Below are 22,017 nucleotides of genomic sequence, written 5' to 3' on the forward strand. Positions count from 1 at the left end.
TAGTTTGCTCTTTGATTTTCATTGAGTATAAAAAGGCGGTTTTAACCGCTTTTTTGCTATTCTAAAACAGATATTCAAAACGTTTTCAATCTGTACTGTAATAGAGAATGTAGTTTTGTGAGCACATTCTTATGAAACTATAAGTAAATGTGATAAATTAGGAGTGTAAATTTACTGAATCGTTTTCAAAAAACATATAAAAGCGCTTTTATTATTCATCAAATTAACTTTTAAGGAGAGTTATCATTATGACTCAAGGGAAAATTACTGCATCAGCAGCAATGCTTAACGTATTGAAAACATGGGGCGTAGACACTATCTACGGTATCCCATCAGGAACACTCAGCTCACTTATGGACGCTTTGGCTGAAGACAAAGATATCCGTTTCTTGCAAGTTCGCCACGAAGAAACAGGCGCTCTTGCAGCGGTTATGCAAGCTAAATTTGGCGGTTCTATCGGTGTTGCAGTTGGTTCAGGTGGTCCAGGTGCGACTCACTTGATCAACGGTGTTTACGATGCAGCTATGGATAACACTCCATTCCTTGCTATCCTTGGATCACGTCCAGTTAACGAATTGAACATGGATGCTTTCCAAGAGCTTAACCAAAACCCAATGTACAACGGTATCGCTGTTTACAACAAACGTGTAGCTTACGCAGAGCAATTGCCAAAAGTGATTGACGAAGCTTGCCGTGCTGCCGTTTCTAAAAAAGGTCCAGCTGTTGTTGAAATTCCAGTAAACTTCGGTTTCCAAGAAATCGACGAAAGTTCATACTACGGTTCAGGTTCTTACGAGCGTTCATTTATCGCTCCTGCTTTGAACGAAGTTGAAATCGACAAAGCTGTTGAAATTTTGAACAACGCTGAACGTCCAGTTATCTACGCTGGTTACGGTGGTGTGAAAGCTGGTGAAGTAATCACTGAATTGTCACGTAAAATCAAAGCACCAATCATCACAACTGGTAAAAACTTTGAAGCTTTTGAATGGAACTACGAAGGTTTGACAGGTTCTGCTTACCGTGTTGGTTGGAAACCAGCCAACGAAGTGGTCTTTGAAGCAGACACAGTTCTTTTCCTTGGTTCAAACTTCCCATTTGCTGAAGTTTACGAAGCATTCAAAAATACTGAAAAATTCATCCAAGTCGATATCGACCCTTACAAACTTGGTAAACGTCACGCCCTTGACGCTTCAATCCTTGGTGATGCAGGTCAAGCAGCTAAAGCTATCCTTGACAAAGTGAACCCAGTTGAATCTACTCCATGGTGGCGTGCAAACGTGAAGAACAACCAAAACTGGCGTGATTACATGAACAAACTCGAAGGTAAAACTGAGGGTGAATTGCAATTGTATCAAGTTTACAATGCAATCAACAAACATGCTGATCAAGACGCTATCTACTCAATCGACGTAGGTGACACTACTCAAACATCTACTCGTCACCTTCACATGACACCTAAGAACATGTGGCGTACATCTCCACTCTTTGCGACAATGGGTATTGCCCTTCCTGGTGGTATCGCTGCTAAGAAAGACAATCCAGATCGCCAAGTATGGAACATCATGGGTGACGGTGCATTCAACATGTGCTACCCAGACGTTATCACAAACGTTCAATACGACCTTCCAGTTATCAACGTTGTCTTCTCAAATGGTAAATATGCCTTCATCAAGGACAAATACGAAGACACAAACAAACACTTGTTTGGTTGTGACTTCCCTAATGCTGACTATGCGAAAATCGCTGAAGCGCAAGGTGCTGTAGGGTTCACTGTGAACCGTATCGAAGATATCGATGCAGTTGTTGCAGAAGCTGTTAAATTGAACAAAGAAGGTAAAACTGTTGTGATCGATGCTCACATCACTCAACACCGTCCACTTCCAGTAGAAGTACTTGAGTTGGATCCAAAACAACACTCAGAAGAAGCTATCAAAGCCTTCAAGGAAAAATACGAAGCTGAAGAGCTTGTACCATTCCGCCTCTTCTTGGAAGAAGAAGGATTGCAATCACGCGCAATTAAATAATTCCTCTCGACGAAAATCAAAAAGTAAACATTGTAGATTTTATGCATTGATTTTCTTAGAGGGAAACTTGAAAAGATCGGAGCCATCCGGTCTTTTTATGGAGGAGAGTAAATGAATTTAAATCAATTGGATATTATCGTTTCAGATGTTCCCCAAGTCTGTGCTGACCTGGAGCGTATTTTGGACAAAAAAGCCGATTATGTTGATGATGGTTTTGCTCAGTTCACGATTGGCAGTCACTGCCTCATGTTCTCCCGAAATCATTTAATTCCTTTGGAAGATTTTCAGTCAGGAATCATTATTCATATCGAGGTTGAGGATGTAGACCTGAACTACAAACGGTTGAAAGAGCTTGGTGTCGAGATTTTACACGGTCCTTGTGAAACGGATTGGGGGACAGAGTCCTTATTAGTTAAAGGTCCTGCTGGTCTAGTTATTGATTTTTATTGAATGAAATAGGTCGCTTAGTCATTTGAAGTTAACCTTAGCTATTTTTAAAACAGAAATTAAGAACATAAACTATTAAAAGATCGGAGCCATCCGGTCTTTTTTATATAAAGAACTTGCATATAAATGGTTGACAGCGCTATCCTGAAATCTTATAATAAAAATGTAACTGATATGGAAAGGAGAAATATTTTTAAATAGATATAGTAAGAGGGCTTCTTTATTTTATTAGGAAGAGAGAGTGAAGATGGCGTTCAGTTTACCGCTCGACTTTATGGTTCTGGGAAACCTTACAATTGTCACATAATGACCAATGAACCTTGAGATTGAAAGTATCTCCATGAATGGACGCGAATAGATATTAGGAGAAAAGAGATGCAAAAAAAGGATATTTATTTAATCTGTATTACCATGATTATCTGTTCAATTATTCTAGGATTGATTATAGGTAGTTTTATTCTTCGTGGTCTGGAAGATATTGCTGCAATAATTAACCATGGCTTGCTGACAATCAATCGATTAATAGCATGAGGTATTAATTTTCTTACATTTTGATGACTGAAAAGATCGGAGCAATCCGGTCTTTTTCTTGTCTTTTCTGTTAAATTTGTTAAAATAGCTTCATAACAATGTTTTAAGGAGAAAAATATGCCAACAACTTTCTTTCTATTAATTGGCTTAATGATGTTAGGATTTGCTGCCTTCACCTATTTTATGTTTTCCTATTTTATATTTAGTAATTATAGCAATGCCAAGAGATGTACCGAAAGAACGGAAGGAGTTATTATCCGATATTCCTATGCTCTTTATAATGGGATTAGTCTCCCAGTTGTTGAATACACTGTTGATGGGAACCAATACAAGGTCGTAGGGCCTAAATTTCTATCTGCTATTTCAAATACAATCAGTACTCCCTTAGGTTCAATCGTATCTGATGTAAAAACGGATAATTTTGAAAATGGTGAAATTCCACAAGTTTTAAGATACAAAGTTAAGGGGAATAGTTTTTTGTCTTTTACAAAATCTCCACTTAAGGAAGGCTTTCCAATTGGTGGAAAAGTTGCTGTTTATTATGATCCTAAAAAACCAAAACATTCCTATGTAGAAAGACCACTAAGACCTGGGCGATATGCATGGTTGGTAAAATGTTTTATCTATCTCAATGTTTTTATTATGGTTGCTCTAGCTTTCTTTATCATGTTTATTCTTCCAAATCTTATGAAATAAAGCAGTTTTGTATACAAACTTCAACTACCCTATTTGGCTTCTATGTTCATCGTAGAAGCTTTTTTGTAAAGAAAATGCTTTTCTTAAAACATTTTTTGGAGCTATTTCAGGAATTTTTAAATGTTTGATAGTATAATAGTACCAGGAAATCATATGAGGTAAAGTGATGACAGAAATACTACAATTTCCAGAGGGTTTTCTCTGGGGTGGTGCAACAGCAGCCAACCAATGCGAGGGTGCTTATAATTTAGACGGTCGTGGGTTGGCGAATGTTGATGTTGTTCCAATCGGTAAGGACCGTGAAATCATCATCACAGGTCAGAAAAAGATGTTTTCTTTTGAGGAGGGCTATTTTTACCCAGCCAAGCAAGCTATTGATATGTACCATCATTACAAGGAAGATATTGCCCTTTTTGCGGAAATGGGCTTTAAGACCTATCGGCTTTCCATCGCTTGGACTCGGATTTTTCCTAAGGGTGACGAAGCGGAGCCAAATGAAGCTGGTCTAGCCTTTTATGAGGATTTATTTAAGGAGTGCCACAAGTATGGAATCCAACCTCTGGTTACTATCACGCATTTCGACTGTCCTATGCACTTGATTGAAGAATATGGTGGTTGGCGCAATCGTCGTATGTTGGACTTCTATGAGAATCTCTGTCGCACACTCTTTACCCGTTATAAGGGCTTGGTCAAATACTGGCTAACATTTAATGAAATTAATATGATTCTCCATGCACCTTTTATGGGAGCTGGTCTCTGTTTTGAAGAAGGTGAAAATCAAGAACAAGTCAAATACCAAGCAGCTCACCATGAGTTGGTAGCTTCAGCTCTGGCGACTAAGCTTGCCCACGAAATTGACCCAGAAAACAAGGTGGGATGCATGTTGGCAGCAGGGCAGTATTATCCTAACACAGCCCATCCGAGAGACTACTGGGCTGCTATGGAGGAAGATCGCAAGAGTTACTTTTTCATTGATGTTCAGGCGCGTGGGGAATACCCAAGCTACGCCAAGAAGCAGTGGGAGCGTGAAGGGATTGAGATTGAAATGACGGCAGAGGATCTAGACTTGTTGAAGAATTACACTGTTGACTTTGTTTCCTTCTCTTACTATGCAAGTCGAGTAGCCTCAGGTGATCCAGAAGTTAAAGAATTAACAGCTGGAAATGTTTTTGCCTCTCTCAAAAATCCCTATCTAGAATCCTCAGAATGGGGATGGCAGATTGACCCATTAGGACTTCGTATCACTCTCAATGCCATCTGGGATCGTTACCAAAAGCCTATGTTCATCGTAGAAAATGGCCTCGGTGCTATTGATACACCGGATGAGAATGGTTATGTAGCAGATGACTATCGGATTGATTATTTAGAAGCTCATATCAAGGCTATGCGAGATGCCATTTACCAAGATGGAGTTAACTTGCTTGGTTATACGACTTGGGGTTGTATCGATCTGGTTTCAGCTGGAACAGGCGAAATGAATAAACGCTATGGCTTTATCTATGTGGATCGTGATAATGAAGATCATGGAAGTCTCAAACGTAGCAAGAAGAAGTCCTTCTACTGGTACAAGGATGTCATTGCCAGCAATGGTGCAAGCATTGAGTAGAACACATTTATTCACTATTTTTACAAAATCTTCTCCCTACTTTATAAGATCTGAAAAAGAGTTCAATTAGACCTAGCTTTTTGCTATAATGATAGGAGAAAAATCAGACAGGAGAATAAGATGTCAGAACCATTATTTTTACAATCAGTTATGCAAGAAAAAATCTGGGGTGGGACTAAACTACGTGATGAGTTTGGCTACGACATTCCAAATGAAAAAATCGGAGAATACTGGGCCATCTCAGCTCATTCAAATGGAGTGTCTAAGGTAGCCAATGGGCGCTATCAAGGAACAGACCTCGCTACTTTGTATGCGGAACACCGTGAATTATTTGGCAATCGTCCAGAGCCTGTATTTCCACTCTTGACCAAAATCCTCGATGCCAACGACTGGCTCAGCGTCCAAGTTCACCCAGACGATGCTTACGGACTCGAGCATGAAGGCGAACTCGGAAAAACTGAATGCTGGTATATTATAGCTGCGGATGAAGATTCAGAGATTATCTATGGTCACAATGCCAAGTCAAAAGAAGAACTCCGTCAGCAAATCGAAGATAAGAACTGGGATGCCTTGCTGACAAAGGTTCCTGTTAAGGCTGGGGATTTCTTCTATGTTCCAAGTGGAACCATGCACGCTATCGGGGCGGGAATCTTGATTCTTGAAACGCAACAGTCTAGTGATACAACCTACCGTGTCTATGACTTTGACCGCAAGGATGATAATGGCAACTTGCGTGAGCTTCATCTTGAAAAATCCATCGATGTTTTAAATATTGGTGAGCCTGCAAATAGCCGTCCTGTGACTGTTAAAGCAGATGATTTGCGTTCAACTCTCCTTGTATCCAATGAATTCTTCGCAGTTTACAAGTGGGAAATTACTGGAAAAGTTGACTTTGAAAAAACAGCTGATTACAGCTTGTTAAGTGTCTTGGCTGGTCAAGGTCAGCTCATTGTAGACGGTAAGGAATATCCAATCCAAAAAGGTAGCCACTTTATCTTGCCAAGCGATGTTGAAGCATGGACTCTGGAAGGGCAAGGTCTAGAATTGATTGTTAGTCATCCATAAAAAGAAAGGGCCTGAGTTCATTACTCAAGTCCTTTTTTGTATTTACATAAATTGGGCGATGAAGACCACGATGATGATGATTGGAATGACGAAACGAAGAAGGAAGAGCCAGACTTGGAAAAGTCCTTGTTTCCACGGTGTTTCATCAAGATGAAGTTCCTCCATTGCCAGTACCTTCTTGAAAATATAGCCTGTAAAGAGAGACAAGCAGAGGGCGCCGAATGGCATGAGGAGGTTGGAAACCAAGAAATCCATAGCGTCAAAGAAGGTCTTCCCAAAGATGTGAACATCCGCCATGACACCGTAAGATAGGGCTGAAGGAATTCCAAAGACAAAGGTCAAGATTCCTAAAATAGCACTCCATTTAGCACGCTTACTGTTGTCCTGATTGGTGATATTACCCACATTGATTTCCAGCATAACGACAGAAGAAGTGACTGTCGCAAAGAGGAAGAGCAAGAGAAAGAGAATATAGAAGATACTTCCAAAAGGCATCTTGTCAAAGAGTTGGGGTAGAACGATAAAGAGGAGACTAGGACCACCTTCAGACTGGATATTGAAGGCTGACATAGCTGGGAAAATAGCTAGTCCTGCCATGATTGATACAGAAATGTTCATGGCAACGATAGACACACCTGATTGGACCAGATTGGTTTTCTTATCTAGGTAAGAAGCATAGGTCAACATGGCCGTAACCCCGAGGGACAAAGCAAAGAATGACTGTCCTAGAGCATAGAGGAAACCAGAACTTGTCAGTTTTGAAAAATCAGGTTTGAGGAAATAAACGACCCCTTCCATAGCATTTGGCAAGCTTAGAGAGCGCCCGATGATAATGACAAAGATGATAAAGAGCAGGGGCATCATAACTTTCGATGCTCTTTCAATTCCTTTTTGAACTCCCTTAGATACGATAAAGATGTTGAGGAAGATAAAGAGTGCTTGAGAACCAAGGGCAATCCAAGGATTAGAAATAATATCTGTGAAGAGCTGGGCATAATCACTGCTAATCCCAACTTGGAAGGCTTTAGCAATAGCGATACCTAGATAAACTAAAACCCATCCCCCGATAACACTGTAAAAGGATAAGAGGATGAAAAGTGCAAAGGCACCGATCCAACCGATAAAATTGTAGTTCTTGTTATCACCCAATTTTCCAAAGGTTTTGATTGCTGACACGCCCGCACTTCGACCGAGGGCAAATTCAGCCAAGAGAAGTGGAAATCCAATCAATAGTGTCGAGATGAGAAAGACCAGTAAAAAACCTCCCCCACCATTGGCAGCAGTCATGTAAGGGAACTTCCAAACGGCCCCAAGACCAATAGCAGAACCTGCAGATGCAAGGATAAAGCCCAGTTTTGAGCCCCATTGCGATTTTTCAGACATTGTTAAACTCCAATCTATTTCTAAATAATAAAAGGCTACTTGAGTTGTCAAATAGCCTTCTCTCAATTGCTCTTTTGAGCTTATTCTTTGATTGATAGACTTGATTATCCTATCATGATTTTTCAAGTCTGTCAAGAAAGCGATTTTCATATTTTCATAAAAAATATGATAAAATACTTGACTCTCCTCAAAGGGGAGGGTATATACTATTTATGTGAGGAGGAAATCATGTACTATATCAAAGAAGCTGCGCAACTTTCAGGTGTCTCCGTCAAGACCCTCTACCATTATGACAAGATTGGACTTTTGGTTCCATTAAAGTCAGAAAATGGCTATCGAACCTATAGTCAAGAGGATCTAGAACGACTACAGGTTATCCTCTATTACAAGTATCTAGGCTTTTCTTTAGAAAAAATAGCAGAGCTATTGAAGGAAGATACGACAGATATATTGTCACATTTAACTAGACAGTTGGACTATTTAACCCATGAGAGGCAACATCTGGATACCTTGATTTCAACCTTACAAAAAACCATTCAAGAACAAAAAGGAGAAAGAAAAATGACTATTGAGGAAAAATTCACTGGATTTAGCTACCAGGACAATCAAAAATACCACCAAGAGGCGGTAGATAAGTATGGTCAAGAAGTCATGGATCAAGCACTTGAGCGTCAAAAAGGACGAGAGGATGAGGCTGAAACAGCCTTTAATCAAGTCTTTCAAAGCTTAGCTCAAAATCTCAAAGACGGTCTACCGATAACAGCATCTGAAAACCAAGAAGAAGCAGGCAAACTCTTGCAAGCTATTCGTACTTATGGATTTGACTGTTCTATTGAGGTCTTTGGTCATATCGGAAAAGGCTATGTCTATAATCCAGAGTTCAAGGAAAATATTGATAAGTTTAGACAGGGAACAGCCCAGTACACATCAGATGTCATTGCTCACTATGTAAGCACACAAACTCGATAAAACCCACAGACTAAGCTAGAACTGACAAAGCCAGTAACAGAAATTTATACTCTTCGAAAATCACATTCAAACCACATCAGCTTTATCCGCAACCTCAAAGCTGTACTTTGAGCAGCCTGCGGCTAGCTTTCTAGTTTGCTCTTTGATTTTCATTGAGTATTAGTAGGAGGACACAGACCTAGCTTGAAGATTAGATAAGATAAAATCGGCGGAGTGACCTCTGCCGATTTACTGTTATTTGAGTTGGTAAGACCAGTCTTCTCCATCCTTATAGTAAAAGAACTCACTGAGGTCCTCTTCGAGAAAAACACGAAGCATATCAGACATATCCTCAGTAGCTAATTTTAGATGAGATAGATTTTCAAAATCCTCCCACCAGACTTTTCCTTCGTCTGAAGATTGGAGCTCACCAGTAAAGTGTTCTGTTTTGTAAAAGAGGACAACATAGCGATAATCTGCATCATCATACCAGTCTTTGATACCACAGAGTTGGGGTTTAGAAATGGTCAGACCAGTTTCTTCTTTCACTTCGCGAATGACAGCATCGACAAAGGATTCGCCACGTTCAACATGGCCACCAGGAAAAGTAATGCCAGGCCAGTTAGGACTAACTCGGTCTTGGACAAGAACCTTGTCTCCGTTTTTAATCATACACATGTTGACAAATTCGACTGATTCTCTTCTGCTCATATTATTTTTCCTATTTTGTTAGTAATTTTTCTACCACGTTTAACTTTCGCATGGTCAGATCAACGTCGAACAGCTTTTCAAGATAGTTGGTATTAAGTTTTTTTCGTTTTGCAGTTCTAGGGAGATAGAGGTAAAGACAATGGTTGCCGATACAAATTTCTTCTTCACCATAGTCACTATCCAATTTTTCTAATGGTAGACTTTGGATATCATTTTGAAAAAGGATCACATGTATTCGGTCAAAAAGATAGTGTTTTCCAAATGGGTTTTCTTGGACAATTTTTGCAAAATCATTTTTGTTCTTGATTACCAATTTTAAATCAGCACCAATTTTTTCCTTTATTAGAGTGTGAACCTGTTCTCGTATTTCTTCCAGAGATAAGTCACTTTCAAGAATGATATTCCCACTTTGAATATAGGTTCGAACGTGTTGAAAATCAGCTTCTATCAAGATATCTACTAGATAAGACATTTTAGGGATAGCATTTTTTCCATTAGGAGTAACTCCCCTTAGTAAGATAATATGTTCCAAAGTAGTTCCTTTCTTATCTAACATCCTTAGATACTAAATCATTTATAGATTAAGTTTGAGCCTGCCACCCAGCCAGTACAGAGGGCAGAAGTGATGTTAAATCCACCCGTGTGGGCGTTGATATCTAGGACCTCTCCTGCAAAGTGAAGGCCAGGAACCAGTTTGCTTTCCAGCGTTTTAGGATTGATTTCCTTGAGACTAACACCACCTTTGGTAACAAAGGACTTAGCCAAGGACATTTTTCCTGTCACAGGGATTTTGAATGCCTTGATAGACTGGAGAAGTTGGTCGCGTTCTCTTTCAGTTAGTTGTTTGACTTTTTCAGGATATCCTTGGACAAAAAATTCTGCCAAGCGTTCAGGGAGTAAAGTTTTTAAGGCATTTTTCAAGGACTTTTCACGGTTCTCTTCTAAAAAGTCAACTAAGTCACCTTCTGAAAGTTGTGGTAAGACATCTAGAGAGAGAATTTCCCCACCCTTGACAAAGCTAGACATGCGTAGCGCAGCAGGACCTGACAAACCAAAGTGGGTAAAGAGTAGGTCATGAGTGATGACATGCTTGCCATAGCTTAGGGTCACATCGTCTAGGGAAATTCCCTGCAAGGCCTTATGCGGGAAATCAGTCAACAATGGACTTTCAGCAGCCTCAAGCTCGGTAATAGTGTGTTTGAAATGGCGAGCAATCTCATGACCAAAACCAGTAGAGCCAGTAGAAGGATAGGATTTTCCACCTGTTGTGACAATGAGTTTATCACAAGTAAAGGTCTGGTCTGGTGATTTCAGGACAAACTGGTCGTCTATCTTTTTAACTGAAACAATTTCTGTTTGAGTAGCAATTTGCCCACCAAGTTCAATAATTTTCTTTTCCAAAGCTTCAATTATGGTCCGAGATTTGTCACTGGCTGGAAAGACGCGGCCATGGTCTTCGACCTTGAGTTTTACGCCATTTTCAGTAAAAAAGTTGATGATATCATGGTTATCAAACTGGGAGAAGACACTGTATAGAAAGCGGCCATTTCCAGGGATGCCAGCTAATAGGTCATCTAGAGTTCCATTGTTGGTCACGTTGCAGCGCCCACCACCAGTACCAGCTAATTTTTTTCCGAGTTTTCGATTTTTTTCGATGAGAAGTGTTTTCTGCCCATAAAAGCTACTTGAAATTGTAGCCATCATACCAGCCGGGCCTCCCCCGATTACAATAGTGTCAAAATATTTCATAAAAGTATTGTACCATAAAAAAGACGGAGGGACAGAAATCGATAGATCAAGTTTTACTTACCTAGTCCCACGAATTTTTAATAAATCAGTGGTTTGTTGAGTCTTATGAATTGACAAGATATAATTGTCAGTAAAATAGTTTTGTGGATCCGAAAAGAGCCACAAAAGTCTACTCAGCTACAGTAGAAAAGATAATTGCTGATAAAAATTGAGGTCGGGATATTGAATCCCGACCTCTGTCTTATATAAATTAGTCAATTTCATATCCCATGAGGAGTCCACCCTCTTCTGCATAAAAACTGCAGAGTCCAGAGGTTGGGATAATCTTGATTTCAGCTTGTGGGAATTTTTCACGCACACGTTCAGAGAGCTGTTGGCAGAATTTATCATTACTGCGGTGAGCCATGACTATACGTCCACCAGCATAGCCAGCTTTAATTAATTCTTCATAGGTAGCTTGAAGAGATTTTTTAGCACCACGAGCCTTTTGGAGGAGTTCCAAGGTTCCAGTTTCACTTGCTTCCCCAACCATACGAATATTGAGGAGCCCAACAACTGTACCGATCAGTTTACTCAAGCGACCATTCTTAACCAGATTATCAACCTTAGCGAGAACGAACAATAACTTAGTTTTTTCTTGGTAAGCAGTAATAGCATTAACCACTTCTTCAAAAGAAAGTCCTTGGTCAATCAAATCATTGATTTTCTCAACGATTAGATCAACTTCCCCACCAGCAGACAAGCTGTCAATAACATGAATCTGAGTATCAGGATGTTCTTCGAGATAGAGATTCTTAGCTAATTGAGCGCTGTTTTGACTACCAGAAAGAGTTCCGGTAATGGTCACTACAAAAATATGTTTTGCCCCTTCAAATGCTCGCAAGTAATCATCAGGGCTAGGACAAGCTGATTTTGAAGCTTCAGAAGTTGCATACATGGTTTCCATCATTTTGTCAATATCAAGACTAGCATCGTCAATAAAGACTTGATCAGCCACTTGAATGGTTAAAGGAACACTTACAAATTCAGTGTCAATCGCAGGAGTAGGTAATTGACGATAATCACAACCAGAATCTGCCACAATCTTCCAAGTCATAGAAATTCTCCATCTTTGTCACTTATACATTGACAAAGGTTCTGTCTTTTTCTACAATTATATCATGAAAGTGCTTAAAACAAAAGTCTCGTCACTCTGTTGTCACAAGTAGAAAGGAAGTGTTATGGCCGAACGAAGAATTTCTGAAAATTCACTTGAAAATCTCATAAAATCCAATCAAGAATCCAATTTACTGACTAGAGAAGCTATCGAAACAGCTCTCTTGCAACTTTTGGAGAAAAAGGAATTGACAAAGATTAGCATTTCCGAATTGGTCAAACGAGCTGGAGTCTCCCGTGCAGCCTTTTATCGAAACTATGACTCCAAAGAAGAGATTTTAGAAAGTGTCTTTAAACGAAGCGTCCATAACATTATGGAGCAATTGAGCCATTACGATGTTAAAACGGACCTCTATCTGGTTTGGGTTCGCCTCTTTAGAGAAGCCAAGAAAGAGGCTAAAGTTATTCAGCTTGCCTTGGACTACCACTTGGAAAAAATCTTTGTGCAAGCCATGCAAGAATTTTTAGAAAAATACTATGGAAAATCAAAAGGAGTCAGCTCTTACCTGCATTCTTTTTGGAGTTCTGCCATCGTATCAGTTTTGCTTAAATGGATCAAGGATGGAATGAAGGTTCCTGCTGAAAAAATTGCAGATTTACGCCTACCATTTTTCAAAAAATAGATCAGGAGAAGAGAAGTTATGACAGAAAAAAGACTGGCTTGGGATGAGTATTTTGCTGCTCAAGCTCTATTGATTGCCAATCGTTCAACCTGTAAACGCGCTAAGGTAGGAGCTGTTTTAGTCAAGGATAATAAGGTGATTTCAACAGGATACAATGGTTCTGTATCAGGAACAGAGCACTGTATTGACCATGACTGTTTGGTGATTGAGGGTCACTGTGTTCGCACTCTTCATGCAGAGGTAAATGCTATACTACAAGGAGCCGAACGTGGCGTTCCAAAAGGATTTACAGCCTACGTTACACATTTTCCATGCCTCAACTGTACCAAGCAATTGCTTCAGGTAGGTTGTGAACGTGTCGTTTATATTAATCAGTACCGTATGGACGACTACGCCCAGTATCTCTATCGTGAAAAAGGGACAGAGTTGACCCATTTACCACTTGAGACAGTACAAGCAGCTCTTCAAGAAGCTAACTTGATTTAAAAATTAAAAAAAAGATGGTTTAGAAGGATTTTTAAACCATTTTTTGATATAATAAGAAGAATAAATTGAAAGAAGGAATTCAGAAAATGGGAAAAATTGAAGTTATCGATCATCCACTAATCCAACATAAATTGTCAATCTTGCGTCGCACAGACACTTCTACTAAAGCATTTCGTGAATTAGTTGATGAAATCGCTATGTTGATGGGCTATGAAGTGCTTCGTGATCTTCCGCTTGAAGATGTGGAAATTGAAACACCAATTACTAAAACCGTTCAAAAACAATTGACAGGTAAAAAATTAGCAATTGTACCAATCTTGCGTGCTGGTATCGGTATGGTTGACGGTCTCTTGAGCTTGGTTCCAGCTGCTAAGGTTGGACATATCGGTATGTACCGTGATGAAGAAACTCTTCAACCTGTTGAATACTTGGTAAAATTACCAGAAGATATCGACCAACGTCAAATCTTTGTTGTTGACCCAATGCTTGCGACAGGTGGTTCAGCTATCCTTGCTGTTGATTCCCTCAAAAAACGTGGCGCTTCAAACATTAAATTTGTCTGCCTTGTATCTGCTCCAGAAGGTGTAAAAGCTCTTCAAGAAGCTCACCCAGATGTAGAAATCTTTACAGCAGCTTTGGATGAACGCTTGAACGAAAATGGATACATCGTTCCAGGTCTTGGAGATGCTGGTGACCGCTTGTTCGGTACTAAATAAGAATCCAATCTAGGATTTGATCAAATTAAAAAATTGACCTTTTTTGACCAATGGGGTATAATAGCTTCATTATCAGTAGTGATCTATTCATTAAAAAGATCAAAAGGAGAAATCAATGATTCCTGTAGTAATTGAACAAACAAGTCGTGGGGAACGTTCCTACGATATCTACTCTCGTCTTTTGAAAGACCGCATCATCATGCTGACAGGTCCAGTTGAAGACAATATGGCCAATTCAGTTATCGCCCAATTGCTTTTCTTGGATGCTCAAGACAGCACTAAAGATATCTACCTCTATGTTAATACACCAGGTGGATCAGTTTCAGCTGGTTTAGCAATTGTAGATACTATGAATTTCATTAAAGCAGACGTACAAACGATTGTTATGGGTATGGCTGCCTCAATGGGAACTATTATCGCATCAAGTGGTGCTAAGGGCAAACGCTTCATGCTTCCAAATGCAGAGTACATGATTCACCAACCAATGGGTGGTACAGGTGGTGGTACACAGCAAACAGATATGGCTATTGCTGCTGAGCACTTGCTTAAAACTCGTAAGACTTTGGAGCAAATTCTTGCAGATAATTCTGGTAAATCAGTTGAGCAAATCCATGCAGATGCTGAACGTGATTACTGGATGAGCGCTCAAGAAACACTTGAATATGGTTTCATTGATGAAATCATGGCTAATAATTCTTTGAATTAATCTTTTGAAGCAAACTCGACTGAGTTTGCTTTTTTTGATATAATGGTAAGAAGATTGTTAGAAGGAAGTTGTAATATGTTTCAAAAAGAGAATCGGTCTGGTCTGATTATCTACCTATACTATAATCGTGATGCAAAAAAACTCGATAATTATGGTGATATTTGTTACCACTCTAAAAAACACCGTTATCTGCAACTTTATGTCCCAACAGAAGAAGTGGAAGAACTGGTTAGCCGTTTAGGAAAAGAGAAATTTGTCAAAAAAGTGAGACAATGTCATATCCAAGAATTGGAAACTCCCTTTGTTGGTAGTCTCTACAGAAATAACGAAAACGTTATCATGTAAAAATTTAGATAAATGTGTTGACAATTTTCTGATAATTCGGTATATTCTTAACATGCTATTTATTTAAGAAATAAGGAGACAAAAAGATGAAGAAAAAATTTGCCCTATCGTTTGTGGCGCTTGCAAGTGTAGCACTTCTTGCAGCCTGCGGAGAAGTGAAGTCTGGAGCGTCAAACGCTGCTGGTAACTCAGTAGATGAAAAGACAATCAAAATCGGATTTAACTTCGAAGAAACTGGTGCCGTAGCTGCCTACGGAACATCTGAACAAAAAGGTGCCCAACTTGCCGTTGATGAAATCAATGCCGCAGGTGGTATCGATGGAAAACAAATCGAAGTAGTTGATAAAGATAACAAGTCTGAAACAGCTGAGGCAGCTTCAGTTACAACTAACCTTGTAACCCAATCTAAAGTATCAGCAATCGTAGGACCTGCGACATCTGGTGCAACTGCAGCTGCGGTAGCGAACGCTACAAAAGCAGGTGTTCCATTGATTTCGCCAAGTGCGACTCAAGATGGATTGACTAAAGGTCAAGATTACCTCTTTATCGGAACTTTCCAAGATAGTTTCCAAGGAAAAATCATTTCTAACTATGTTACAAACAAGTTGAACGCTAAGAAAGTTGTTTTGTATACTGATAACTCAAGCGACTACGCTAAAGGAATTGCAAAATCATTCCGTGATTCATTCTCAGGTGAAATCGTAGCAGATGAAACGTTTGTATCAGGTGATACTGACTTCCAAGCAGCTTTGACAAAAATCAAAGATAAAGACTTTGATGCAATCGTATTACCAGGTTACTACACAGAAGCTGGTAAGATTGTAAACCAAGCTCGTGGTATGGGAATTGATAAACCAATCATTGGCGGTGATGGATTCAACGGTGAAGAGTTTGTACAACAAGCAACTGCTGAACGTGCATCAAATATCTACTTTATCTCAGGTTTCTCAACTACTGTAGAAGTTTCAGCAAAAGCAAAAGCCTTCCTTGAAGCTTATCGTGCAAAATACAACGAAGATCCTTCAACATTTGCAGCCTTGGCTTATGATTCAGTTCACCTTGTAGCAAACGCGGCAAAAGGTGCTAAAAACTCTGGTGAAATCAAGGATAACCTTGCTAAAACAAAAGACTTTGAAGGTGTAACTGGTCAAACAAGTTTCGATGCAGACCACAACACAGTCAAAACTGCTTACATGATGACCATGAACAATGGTAAGGTTGAAGCAGCAGAAGTCGTAAAACCATAATTATAGATATTGTAAATGGGGAATGAGCTTTTACTCACTCCCTGTTTCGGTGTTTATGAAAGGATTATTTTTTTATAAAAATCCTAAAAATAATAATTAGAAAGAGTGAACCATATGCTTCAACAACTTGTCAATGGTCTAATCTTGGGTAGTGTCTATGCGCTACTAGCCCTAGGTTATACTATGGTTTATGGAATTATCAAGCTCATTAACTTTGCCCATGGTGATATTTACATGATGGGTGCTTTCATGGGTTATTTTTTGATTAATTCCTTGCAATTAAATTTCTTTGTTGCCTTGATCTTATCGATGATCGGTACAGCAATTCTCGGTGTTATCATTGAGTTCCTAGCTTATCGTCCATTACGTCATTCAACTCGAATCTCTGTATTGATTACAGCTATCGGGGTATCCTTCTTACTGGAGTATGGAATGGTCTATCTGGTAGGTGCCAACACACGTGCCTTCCCTCAAGCAATCCAAACAGTGCGTTATGACTTGGGACCAATCAGTCTAACAAATATTCAATTGTTGATTTTGACTGTCTCACTTGTTTTGATGGTTCTTCTACAACTCATCGTACAAAAAACCAAGATGGGGAAAGCTATGCGTGCTGTTTCTGTAGATAGTGATGCTGCTCAGCTGATGGGGATTAACGTGAACCGTACAATCAGTTTCACCTTTGCATTGGGTTCAGCTCTAGCTGGTGCAGCGGGTGTCTTGATTGCGCTTTACTATAACTCTCTTGAACCATTGATGGGAATGACTCCGGGTATAAAATCATTCGTGGCTGCCGTTCTTGGTGGTATCGGAATTATCCCTGGTGCAGCTCTGGGTGGCTTTGTTATTGGTCTTTTGGAGACATTTGCTACCGCCTTCGGAATGTCAGATTTCCGTGATGCCATCGTGTATGGAATCTTGCTCTTAATCTTGATTGTTCGCCCAGCTGGTATCCTCGGTAAGAATGTGAAAGAGAAGGTGTAAACAATGAAAGAAAATTTAAAAGTTAATATTCTATGGTTATTCCTTTTGTTGCTTGGATATGGTTTGATTAGCCTATTGGTTTCTGTAGGAGTCTTGAATCTTTTCCATATTCAGATTATTGAACAAATCGGTATCAACATTATTCTAGCAGTAGGTCTTAACCTTATCGTTGGGTTCTCTGGTCAGTTTTCACTTGGACATGCTGGATTTATGGCTATTGGTGCCTATGCAGCAGCCATTATCGGATCAAAGTCTCCAACCTATGGTGCATTCTTTGGAGCTATGTTGCTCGGTGCTATCATTGCTGGTCTGGTTGCCTTGGTCGTTGGAATTCCTACCCTACGCTTGAAAGGGGATTATCTTGCGGTTGCGACACTTGGTGTTGCTGAAATTATTCGTATCTTCATTATTAATGGTGGAAGCCTTACAAACGGTGCTGCTGGTATTTTGGGGATTCCTAACTTTACAACTTGGCAAATGGTATATTTCTTTGCTGTGATTACAACGATTGCTACTCTCAATTTCCTTCGTAGTCCTATCGGACGTTTAACCTTATCAGTTCGTGAAGATGAGATTGCTGCTGAGTCAGTAGGGGTGAATACTACAAAAATTAAAATCATCGCTTTTGTTTTTGGTGCTGTTACTGCAAGTATCGCTGGTAGTCTTCAGTCAGGATTTATCGGATCAGTCGTACCAAAAGATTATACGTTCATCAACTCTATCAATGTATTGATTATCGTTGTATTTGGTGGTTTAGGATCCATTACGGGGGCAATTGTTGCTGCAATCGTGCTTGGAATCTTGAACATGCTCCTTCAAGACGTGGCCAGCGTTCGTATGATTATCTATGCTTTGGCCTTAGTACTTGTTATGATCTTCAGACCAGGTGGTCTTCTTGGGACTTGGGAATTGAGCCTATCACGTCTCTTTAAAAAAGGTAAGAAGGAGGGACAAAACTAATGGCATTGCTTGAAGTAAAAAATTTAACCAAACATTTTGGCGGTCTGACAGCCGTTGGGGACGTCACTCTCGAATTGAACGAAGGTGAACTTGTTGGTTTGATTGGACCGAATGGTGCTGGGAAAACAACCCTCTTCAACTTGTTGACAGGTGTTTATGAACCAAGCGAAGGGACAGTAACCTTGGATGGTCACTTGTTAAATGGCAAGCAACCCTATAAAATCGCATCTCTTGGTTTAGGGCGTACCTTCCAAAATATCCGCCTCTTTAAGGACTTGACAGTTTTGGATAACGTTCTGATTGCATTTAGCAATCATCATAAACAACATGTTTTTGCAAGTTTCTTGCGCTTACCAGCTTTTTATAAGAATGAAAAAGAATTGAAAGCTAAAGCCTTAGAATTACTAAAAATCTTTGACTTGGATGGAGATGCTGAAACTCTAGCTAAAAATTTAGCCTATGGTCAACAACGTCGCTTAGAGATTGTTCGTGCTCTTGCTACAGAACCTAAAATCCTCTTCTTGGATGAGCCTGCAGCGGGTATGAATCCACAAGAAACTGCAGAATTAACTGAGTTGATTCGTCGTATTAAGGATGAATTCAAGATTACTATTATGCTGATTGAACATGATATGAACTTGGTTATGGAAGTTACGGAGCGTATCTATGTTCTTGAGTACGGTCGTTTGATTGCTCACGGGACACCAGATGAAATCAAGAGTAATAAACGTGTTATCGAAGCTTATCTTGGAGGTGAAGCCTAATGTCTATGTTAAAAGTTGAAAACCTCTCAGTACACTATGGTATGATTCAAGCTGTACGTGATGTGAGCTTTGAAGTAAATGAAGGAGAAGTTGTTTCCCTTATCGGTGCAAACGGTGCTGGTAAAACAACCATCCTTCGTACCTTATCAGGCCTTGTTCGTCCAAGTTCTGGTCGGATTGAATTTTTAGGACAAGAAATTCAAAAGACACCAGCTCAGAAAATTGTGGCATCAGGTCTTTCACAAGTACCAGAAGGACGACATGTCTTCCCTGGTTTGACAGTTATGGAAAACTTGGAAATGGGAGCCTTCCTTAAGAAAAATCGTGAAGAAAATCAAGCAAATCTGAAGAAAGTCTTCTCTCGTTTCCCGCGTTTAGAAGAACGTAAAAACCAAGATGCAGCTACCCTATCAGGTGGTGAACAGCAGATGCTTGCTATGGGACGTGCGCTTATGTCAACACCTAAACTTCTTCTCTTAGATGAACCATCAATGGGGCTTGCTCCAATTTTTATCCAAGAAATTTTTGATATCATCCAAGATATTCAAAAGCAAGGTACGACCGTTCTTTTGATCGAGCAAAATGCCAATAAAGCACTTGCCATCGCAGATCGAGGCTATGTACTGGAAACAGGAAAGATTGTCCTATCAGGAACAGGTAAAGAGCTCGCAGCATCAGACGAAGTCAGAAAAGCATATCTAGGTGGCTAAAAAGGTCTGGGGGACCTTTTTAGTCGGCAGATAGAGATTGCTTGGCAATCATCAGATCCAGTGGATTGTTTTAGTCGGCGGATAGAGATTGCTTGGGAATCATCAAATCCAGTGGATTGTTTTAGTCTGCAGGAAAGATTACCAAACAAATTACACAATCATAAGATTGAGGGCCCTAATATAGGGGCTCTTTTTATAGTATTTCAGAGTTTTCAGAATCTTGAAAAAGAAATGAAAGCGTTTGATTGATTTTCGTAAAAAGTGTATAATAAAGCTATAAACATAAAGGAGAGTTCCTATGGCAGTTAAAGATTTTATGACACGAAAGGTCGTATATATTAGTCCAGATACGACTGTAGCACATGCAGCAGACTTGATGCGCGAACAAGGTTTGCATCGTCTTCCTGTTATTGAAAATGATAAATTAGTTGGTTTAGTAACAGAAGGAACAATTGCTGAAGCCAGTCCATCAAAAGCAACGAGTCTTTCAATCTTTGAGATGAATTACTTGCTCAATAAAACAAAAGTAAAAGACGTCATGATTCGTAATGTTGTAACTGTCTCCGGTTATGCAAGTTTGGAAGATGCAACCTATCTTATGCTGAAAAATAAGATTGGAATCTTGCCAGTTATTGATAATGAACAAGTCTATGGTGTCATTACTGACCGTGATGTATTCAGAGCATTTCTTGAAATTTCTGGTTATGGCGAAGAGGGAATCCGTGTTCGTTTTATCACAGAAAATGAAGTTGGGGTACTTGGTAAGATTGTTTCTTTAATCGTTGAGGAAAATCTTAATATCTCTCATACTGTTAATATTCCACGTAAAGATGGTAAGATTGTTATCGAAGTTCAAATTGAGGGAACGGTTGATCTAGCTACCTTTAAACAGAAATTTGAATCTGAGAATATTCAGGTTGAAGAAATCACACAAACTTCTGCAAAAAAACTGTAAAAAATAAAATAGAAGCAGTTTTTACTTGCGAAAAAAATTTTTTTCTAGTATAATAATTTATTGTGAGCAAACCTCACTTACCCCTTGCAATGTCTTGGGGTCATTAGACCAAAAGGAGGAACATATCAATGGCTAAATACGAAATTCTTTATATCATTCGTCCAAACATTGAAGAAGAAGCGAAAAACGCTTTGGTAGCACGTTTTGACTCTATCTTGACTGACAACGGTGCAACTGTTGTTGAATCAAAAACATGGGAAAAACGTCGTCTTGCATACGAAATCCAAGATTTCCGCGAAGGACTTTACCACATCGTTAACGTTGAAGCAAATGATGATGCAGCTCTTAAAGAGTTTGACCGTCTTTCAAAAATCAACGCTGACATTCTTCGTCACATGATCGTCAAAACTGACGCGTAAGAAGGTAGATTATGATTAACAATGTTGTACTTGTAGGGCGTATGACTCGTGATGCTGAGTTGCGTTATACCCCATCAAATGTAGCAGTTGCGACTTTTACTCTTGCAGTAAACCGTACATTTAAGAGTCAAAATGGCGAACGTGAGGCTGATTTTATCAATGTCGTTATGTGGCGCCAACAGGCTGAGAATCTTGCTAATTGGGCTAAAAAAGGCTCACTTATCGGGGTGACAGGCCGTATTCAGACTCGTAGTTACGATAACCAGCAAGGACAACGTGTCTACGTGACGGAAGTCGTGGCTGAGAATTTCCAAATGTTGGAAAGCCGTAGTGTGCGTGAAGGACATACTGGTGGAGCTTATTCAGCACCAAGTTCAAACTATTCGGCACCTACTCAATCAGTACCAGACTTTTCACGTGATGAAAATCCATTTGGAGCAACAAATCCTTTGGATATTTCAGATGATGATTTACCATTCTAATGGACAATTAATACTATAAAGGAGAAAAAACATGGCTCAACAACGTCGTGGCGGATTCAAACGCCGTAAAAAAGTTGATTACATCGCAGCAAACAAAATTGAATATGTTGATTACAAAGATACTGAGCTTCTTAGCCGTTTCGTTTCAGAACGTGGGAAAATCCTTCCTCGTCGTGTAACAGGAACTTCAGCTAAAAACCAACGTAAAGTAACAACAGCTATCAAACGCGCTCGCGTAATGGCTTTGATGCCTTTCGTAAACGAAGATTAAAAAAGAGGTCCGGGGGACCTCTTTTTCAGACCCG

At 39.6% G+C, this 22,017-nt stretch carries 24 protein-coding genes and 2 pseudogenes; 21 read left to right on the plus strand and 5 right to left on the minus strand.

The genetic code is table 11. From position 1 onward, the window contains the following. Nucleotides 1-248 precede the first annotated feature (248 nt). The 6 genes from spxB to manA all read left to right on the plus strand — a co-directional run bounded on the left by spxB (nt 249) and on the right by manA (nt 6,369). A complete protein-coding gene (gene spxB / locus HMPREF2837_RS05640; protein WP_049549374.1) occupies nt 249-2,024 on the plus strand; it encodes a pyruvate oxidase in 1,776 nt (591 codons plus the stop codon). Between the two features lie 111 nt (nt 2,025-2,135). Further along, the gene (locus HMPREF2837_RS05645; protein WP_049549373.1) at nt 2,136-2,474 is read left to right on the plus strand and encodes a VOC family protein; all 339 of its coding nucleotides are present in this window, start codon (nt 2,136-2,138) and stop codon (nt 2,472-2,474) included. A 372-nt stretch (nt 2,475-2,846) separates the two neighbouring features. Next, on the plus strand, nt 2,847-3,002 hold the full coding sequence (locus HMPREF2837_RS11440; RefSeq protein ID WP_186823205.1) for a hypothetical protein: 156 nt from the start codon (nt 2,847-2,849) through the stop codon (nt 3,000-3,002). Between the two features lie 117 nt (nt 3,003-3,119). After that, nucleotides 3,120-3,698, plus strand: coding sequence for a DUF3592 domain-containing protein (locus HMPREF2837_RS05650; RefSeq protein ID WP_049549372.1), 579 nt, complete (start codon nt 3,120-3,122; stop codon nt 3,696-3,698). Between the two features lie 166 nt (nt 3,699-3,864). Continuing rightward, the gene (locus tag HMPREF2837_RS05655; RefSeq protein ID WP_049549371.1) at nt 3,865-5,304 is read left to right on the plus strand and encodes a 6-phospho-beta-glucosidase; all 1,440 of its coding nucleotides are present in this window, start codon (nt 3,865-3,867) and stop codon (nt 5,302-5,304) included. A gap of 120 nt (nt 5,305-5,424) precedes the next feature. Continuing rightward, nucleotides 5,425-6,369, plus strand: a complete 945-nt coding sequence (gene manA / locus HMPREF2837_RS05660; RefSeq protein ID WP_049549370.1) for a mannose-6-phosphate isomerase, class I — start codon at nt 5,425-5,427, stop codon at nt 6,367-6,369. Nucleotides 6,370-6,389: 20 nt separating this feature from the next. Here the strand turns inward: manA and HMPREF2837_RS05665 are convergent. Continuing rightward, nucleotides 6,390-7,752, minus strand: a pseudogene (locus HMPREF2837_RS05665) (sodium-dependent transporter). Nucleotides 7,753-7,980: 228 nt separating this feature from the next. On the opposite strand from HMPREF2837_RS05665, the gene HMPREF2837_RS05670 reads away from it, so the two are divergent. Then, on the plus strand, nt 7,981-8,721 hold the full coding sequence (locus HMPREF2837_RS05670; protein WP_049549369.1) for a MerR family transcriptional regulator: 741 nt from the start codon (nt 7,981-7,983) through the stop codon (nt 8,719-8,721). A gap of 234 nt (nt 8,722-8,955) precedes the next feature. Here HMPREF2837_RS05670 and HMPREF2837_RS05675 read toward each other — a convergent pair whose 3' ends face one another. The 4 genes from HMPREF2837_RS05675 to HMPREF2837_RS05690 form a co-directional block, all read right to left on the minus strand. Then, a complete protein-coding gene (locus tag HMPREF2837_RS05675; protein ID WP_049549368.1) occupies nt 8,956-9,411 on the minus strand; it encodes an 8-oxo-dGTP diphosphatase in 456 nt (151 codons plus the stop codon). A gap of 10 nt (nt 9,412-9,421) precedes the next feature. Next, the gene (locus HMPREF2837_RS05680; protein ID WP_049549367.1) at nt 9,422-9,943 is read right to left on the minus strand and encodes a DUF1697 domain-containing protein; all 522 of its coding nucleotides are present in this window, start codon (nt 9,941-9,943) and stop codon (nt 9,422-9,424) included. A gap of 38 nt (nt 9,944-9,981) precedes the next feature. Beyond that, a complete protein-coding gene (locus HMPREF2837_RS05685) occupies nt 9,982-11,160 on the minus strand; it encodes an aminoacetone oxidase (RefSeq protein ID WP_049549366.1) in 1,179 nt (392 codons plus the stop codon). 250 nt (nt 11,161-11,410) lie between these two features. Beyond that, on the minus strand, nt 11,411-12,256 hold the full coding sequence (locus tag HMPREF2837_RS05690; RefSeq protein WP_049549365.1) for a DegV family protein: 846 nt from the start codon (nt 12,254-12,256) through the stop codon (nt 11,411-11,413). A 124-nt stretch (nt 12,257-12,380) separates the two neighbouring features. Here HMPREF2837_RS05690 and HMPREF2837_RS05695 point away from each other — a divergent pair, with 124 nt between their 5' ends. From HMPREF2837_RS05695 to rpsR, 14 genes and pseudogenes are all read left to right on the plus strand, one after another. Then, nucleotides 12,381-12,938 carry a TetR/AcrR family transcriptional regulator gene (locus HMPREF2837_RS05695; RefSeq protein ID WP_049549364.1) on the plus strand — a complete coding sequence of 186 codons (558 nt, stop codon included), beginning with the start codon at nt 12,381-12,383 and terminating at the stop codon, nt 12,936-12,938. Between the two features lie 18 nt (nt 12,939-12,956). Then, nucleotides 12,957-13,424, plus strand: a complete 468-nt coding sequence (locus tag HMPREF2837_RS05700) for a deoxycytidylate deaminase (protein WP_000136981.1) — start codon at nt 12,957-12,959, stop codon at nt 13,422-13,424. Between the two features lie 86 nt (nt 13,425-13,510). Next, nucleotides 13,511-14,140 (plus strand): uracil phosphoribosyltransferase, encoded by a 630-nt coding sequence (gene upp, locus HMPREF2837_RS05705; protein WP_049549363.1) that lies wholly within the window; start codon nt 13,511-13,513, stop codon nt 14,138-14,140. Between the two features lie 112 nt (nt 14,141-14,252). Then, nucleotides 14,253-14,846 (plus strand): annotated as a pseudogene (locus tag HMPREF2837_RS05710) (ATP-dependent Clp protease proteolytic subunit); the annotation flags it as partial. Between the two features lie 75 nt (nt 14,847-14,921). Then, nucleotides 14,922-15,191: a YlbG family protein gene (locus HMPREF2837_RS05715; protein ID WP_049549362.1), complete on the plus strand. Its 270-nt coding sequence runs from the start codon at nt 14,922-14,924 to the stop codon at nt 15,189-15,191. Between the two features lie 86 nt (nt 15,192-15,277). Continuing rightward, nucleotides 15,278-16,438, plus strand: coding sequence for an ABC transporter substrate-binding protein (locus HMPREF2837_RS05720; RefSeq protein WP_049549361.1), 1,161 nt, complete (start codon nt 15,278-15,280; stop codon nt 16,436-16,438). Nucleotides 16,439-16,552: 114 nt separating this feature from the next. Next, nucleotides 16,553-17,422, plus strand: coding sequence for a branched-chain amino acid ABC transporter permease (locus HMPREF2837_RS05725; protein WP_000941435.1), 870 nt, complete (start codon nt 16,553-16,555; stop codon nt 17,420-17,422). A gap of 3 nt (nt 17,423-17,425) precedes the next feature. Then, a complete protein-coding gene (locus HMPREF2837_RS05730) occupies nt 17,426-18,382 on the plus strand; it encodes a branched-chain amino acid ABC transporter permease (RefSeq protein ID WP_049549360.1) in 957 nt (318 codons plus the stop codon). Next, a complete protein-coding gene (locus HMPREF2837_RS05735; RefSeq protein ID WP_001185990.1) occupies nt 18,382-19,146 on the plus strand; it encodes an ABC transporter ATP-binding protein in 765 nt (254 codons plus the stop codon). Before HMPREF2837_RS05730 ends, HMPREF2837_RS05735 begins: the two co-directional genes overlap by 1 nt. Beyond that, nucleotides 19,146-19,856: an ABC transporter ATP-binding protein gene (locus tag HMPREF2837_RS05740; protein ID WP_049549359.1), complete on the plus strand. Its 711-nt coding sequence runs from the start codon at nt 19,146-19,148 to the stop codon at nt 19,854-19,856. Before HMPREF2837_RS05735 ends, HMPREF2837_RS05740 begins: the two co-directional genes overlap by 1 nt. 298 nt (nt 19,857-20,154) lie before the next feature. Next, nucleotides 20,155-20,811, plus strand: a complete 657-nt coding sequence (locus HMPREF2837_RS05745; RefSeq protein ID WP_049549357.1) for a CBS domain-containing protein — start codon at nt 20,155-20,157, stop codon at nt 20,809-20,811. Between the two features lie 128 nt (nt 20,812-20,939). Then, complete coding sequence (gene rpsF, locus HMPREF2837_RS05750; protein WP_001151786.1) at nt 20,940-21,230, plus strand: 30S ribosomal protein S6; 291 nt, start codon at nt 20,940-20,942, stop codon at nt 21,228-21,230. A gap of 11 nt (nt 21,231-21,241) precedes the next feature. After that, nucleotides 21,242-21,712, plus strand: a complete 471-nt coding sequence (gene ssbA, locus HMPREF2837_RS05755) for a single-stranded DNA-binding protein SsbA (protein WP_049549356.1) — start codon at nt 21,242-21,244, stop codon at nt 21,710-21,712. Between the two features lie 31 nt (nt 21,713-21,743). Beyond that, nucleotides 21,744-21,983, plus strand: a complete 240-nt coding sequence (rpsR, locus tag HMPREF2837_RS05760) for a 30S ribosomal protein S18 (RefSeq protein WP_000068664.1) — start codon at nt 21,744-21,746, stop codon at nt 21,981-21,983. The last annotated feature ends 34 nt before the right edge of the window (nt 21,984-22,017 follow it).

Source organism: Streptococcus sp. HMSC071D03, assembly GCF_001812125.1.
Classification (GTDB): domain Bacteria; phylum Bacillota; class Bacilli; order Lactobacillales; family Streptococcaceae; genus Streptococcus; species Streptococcus pseudopneumoniae_N.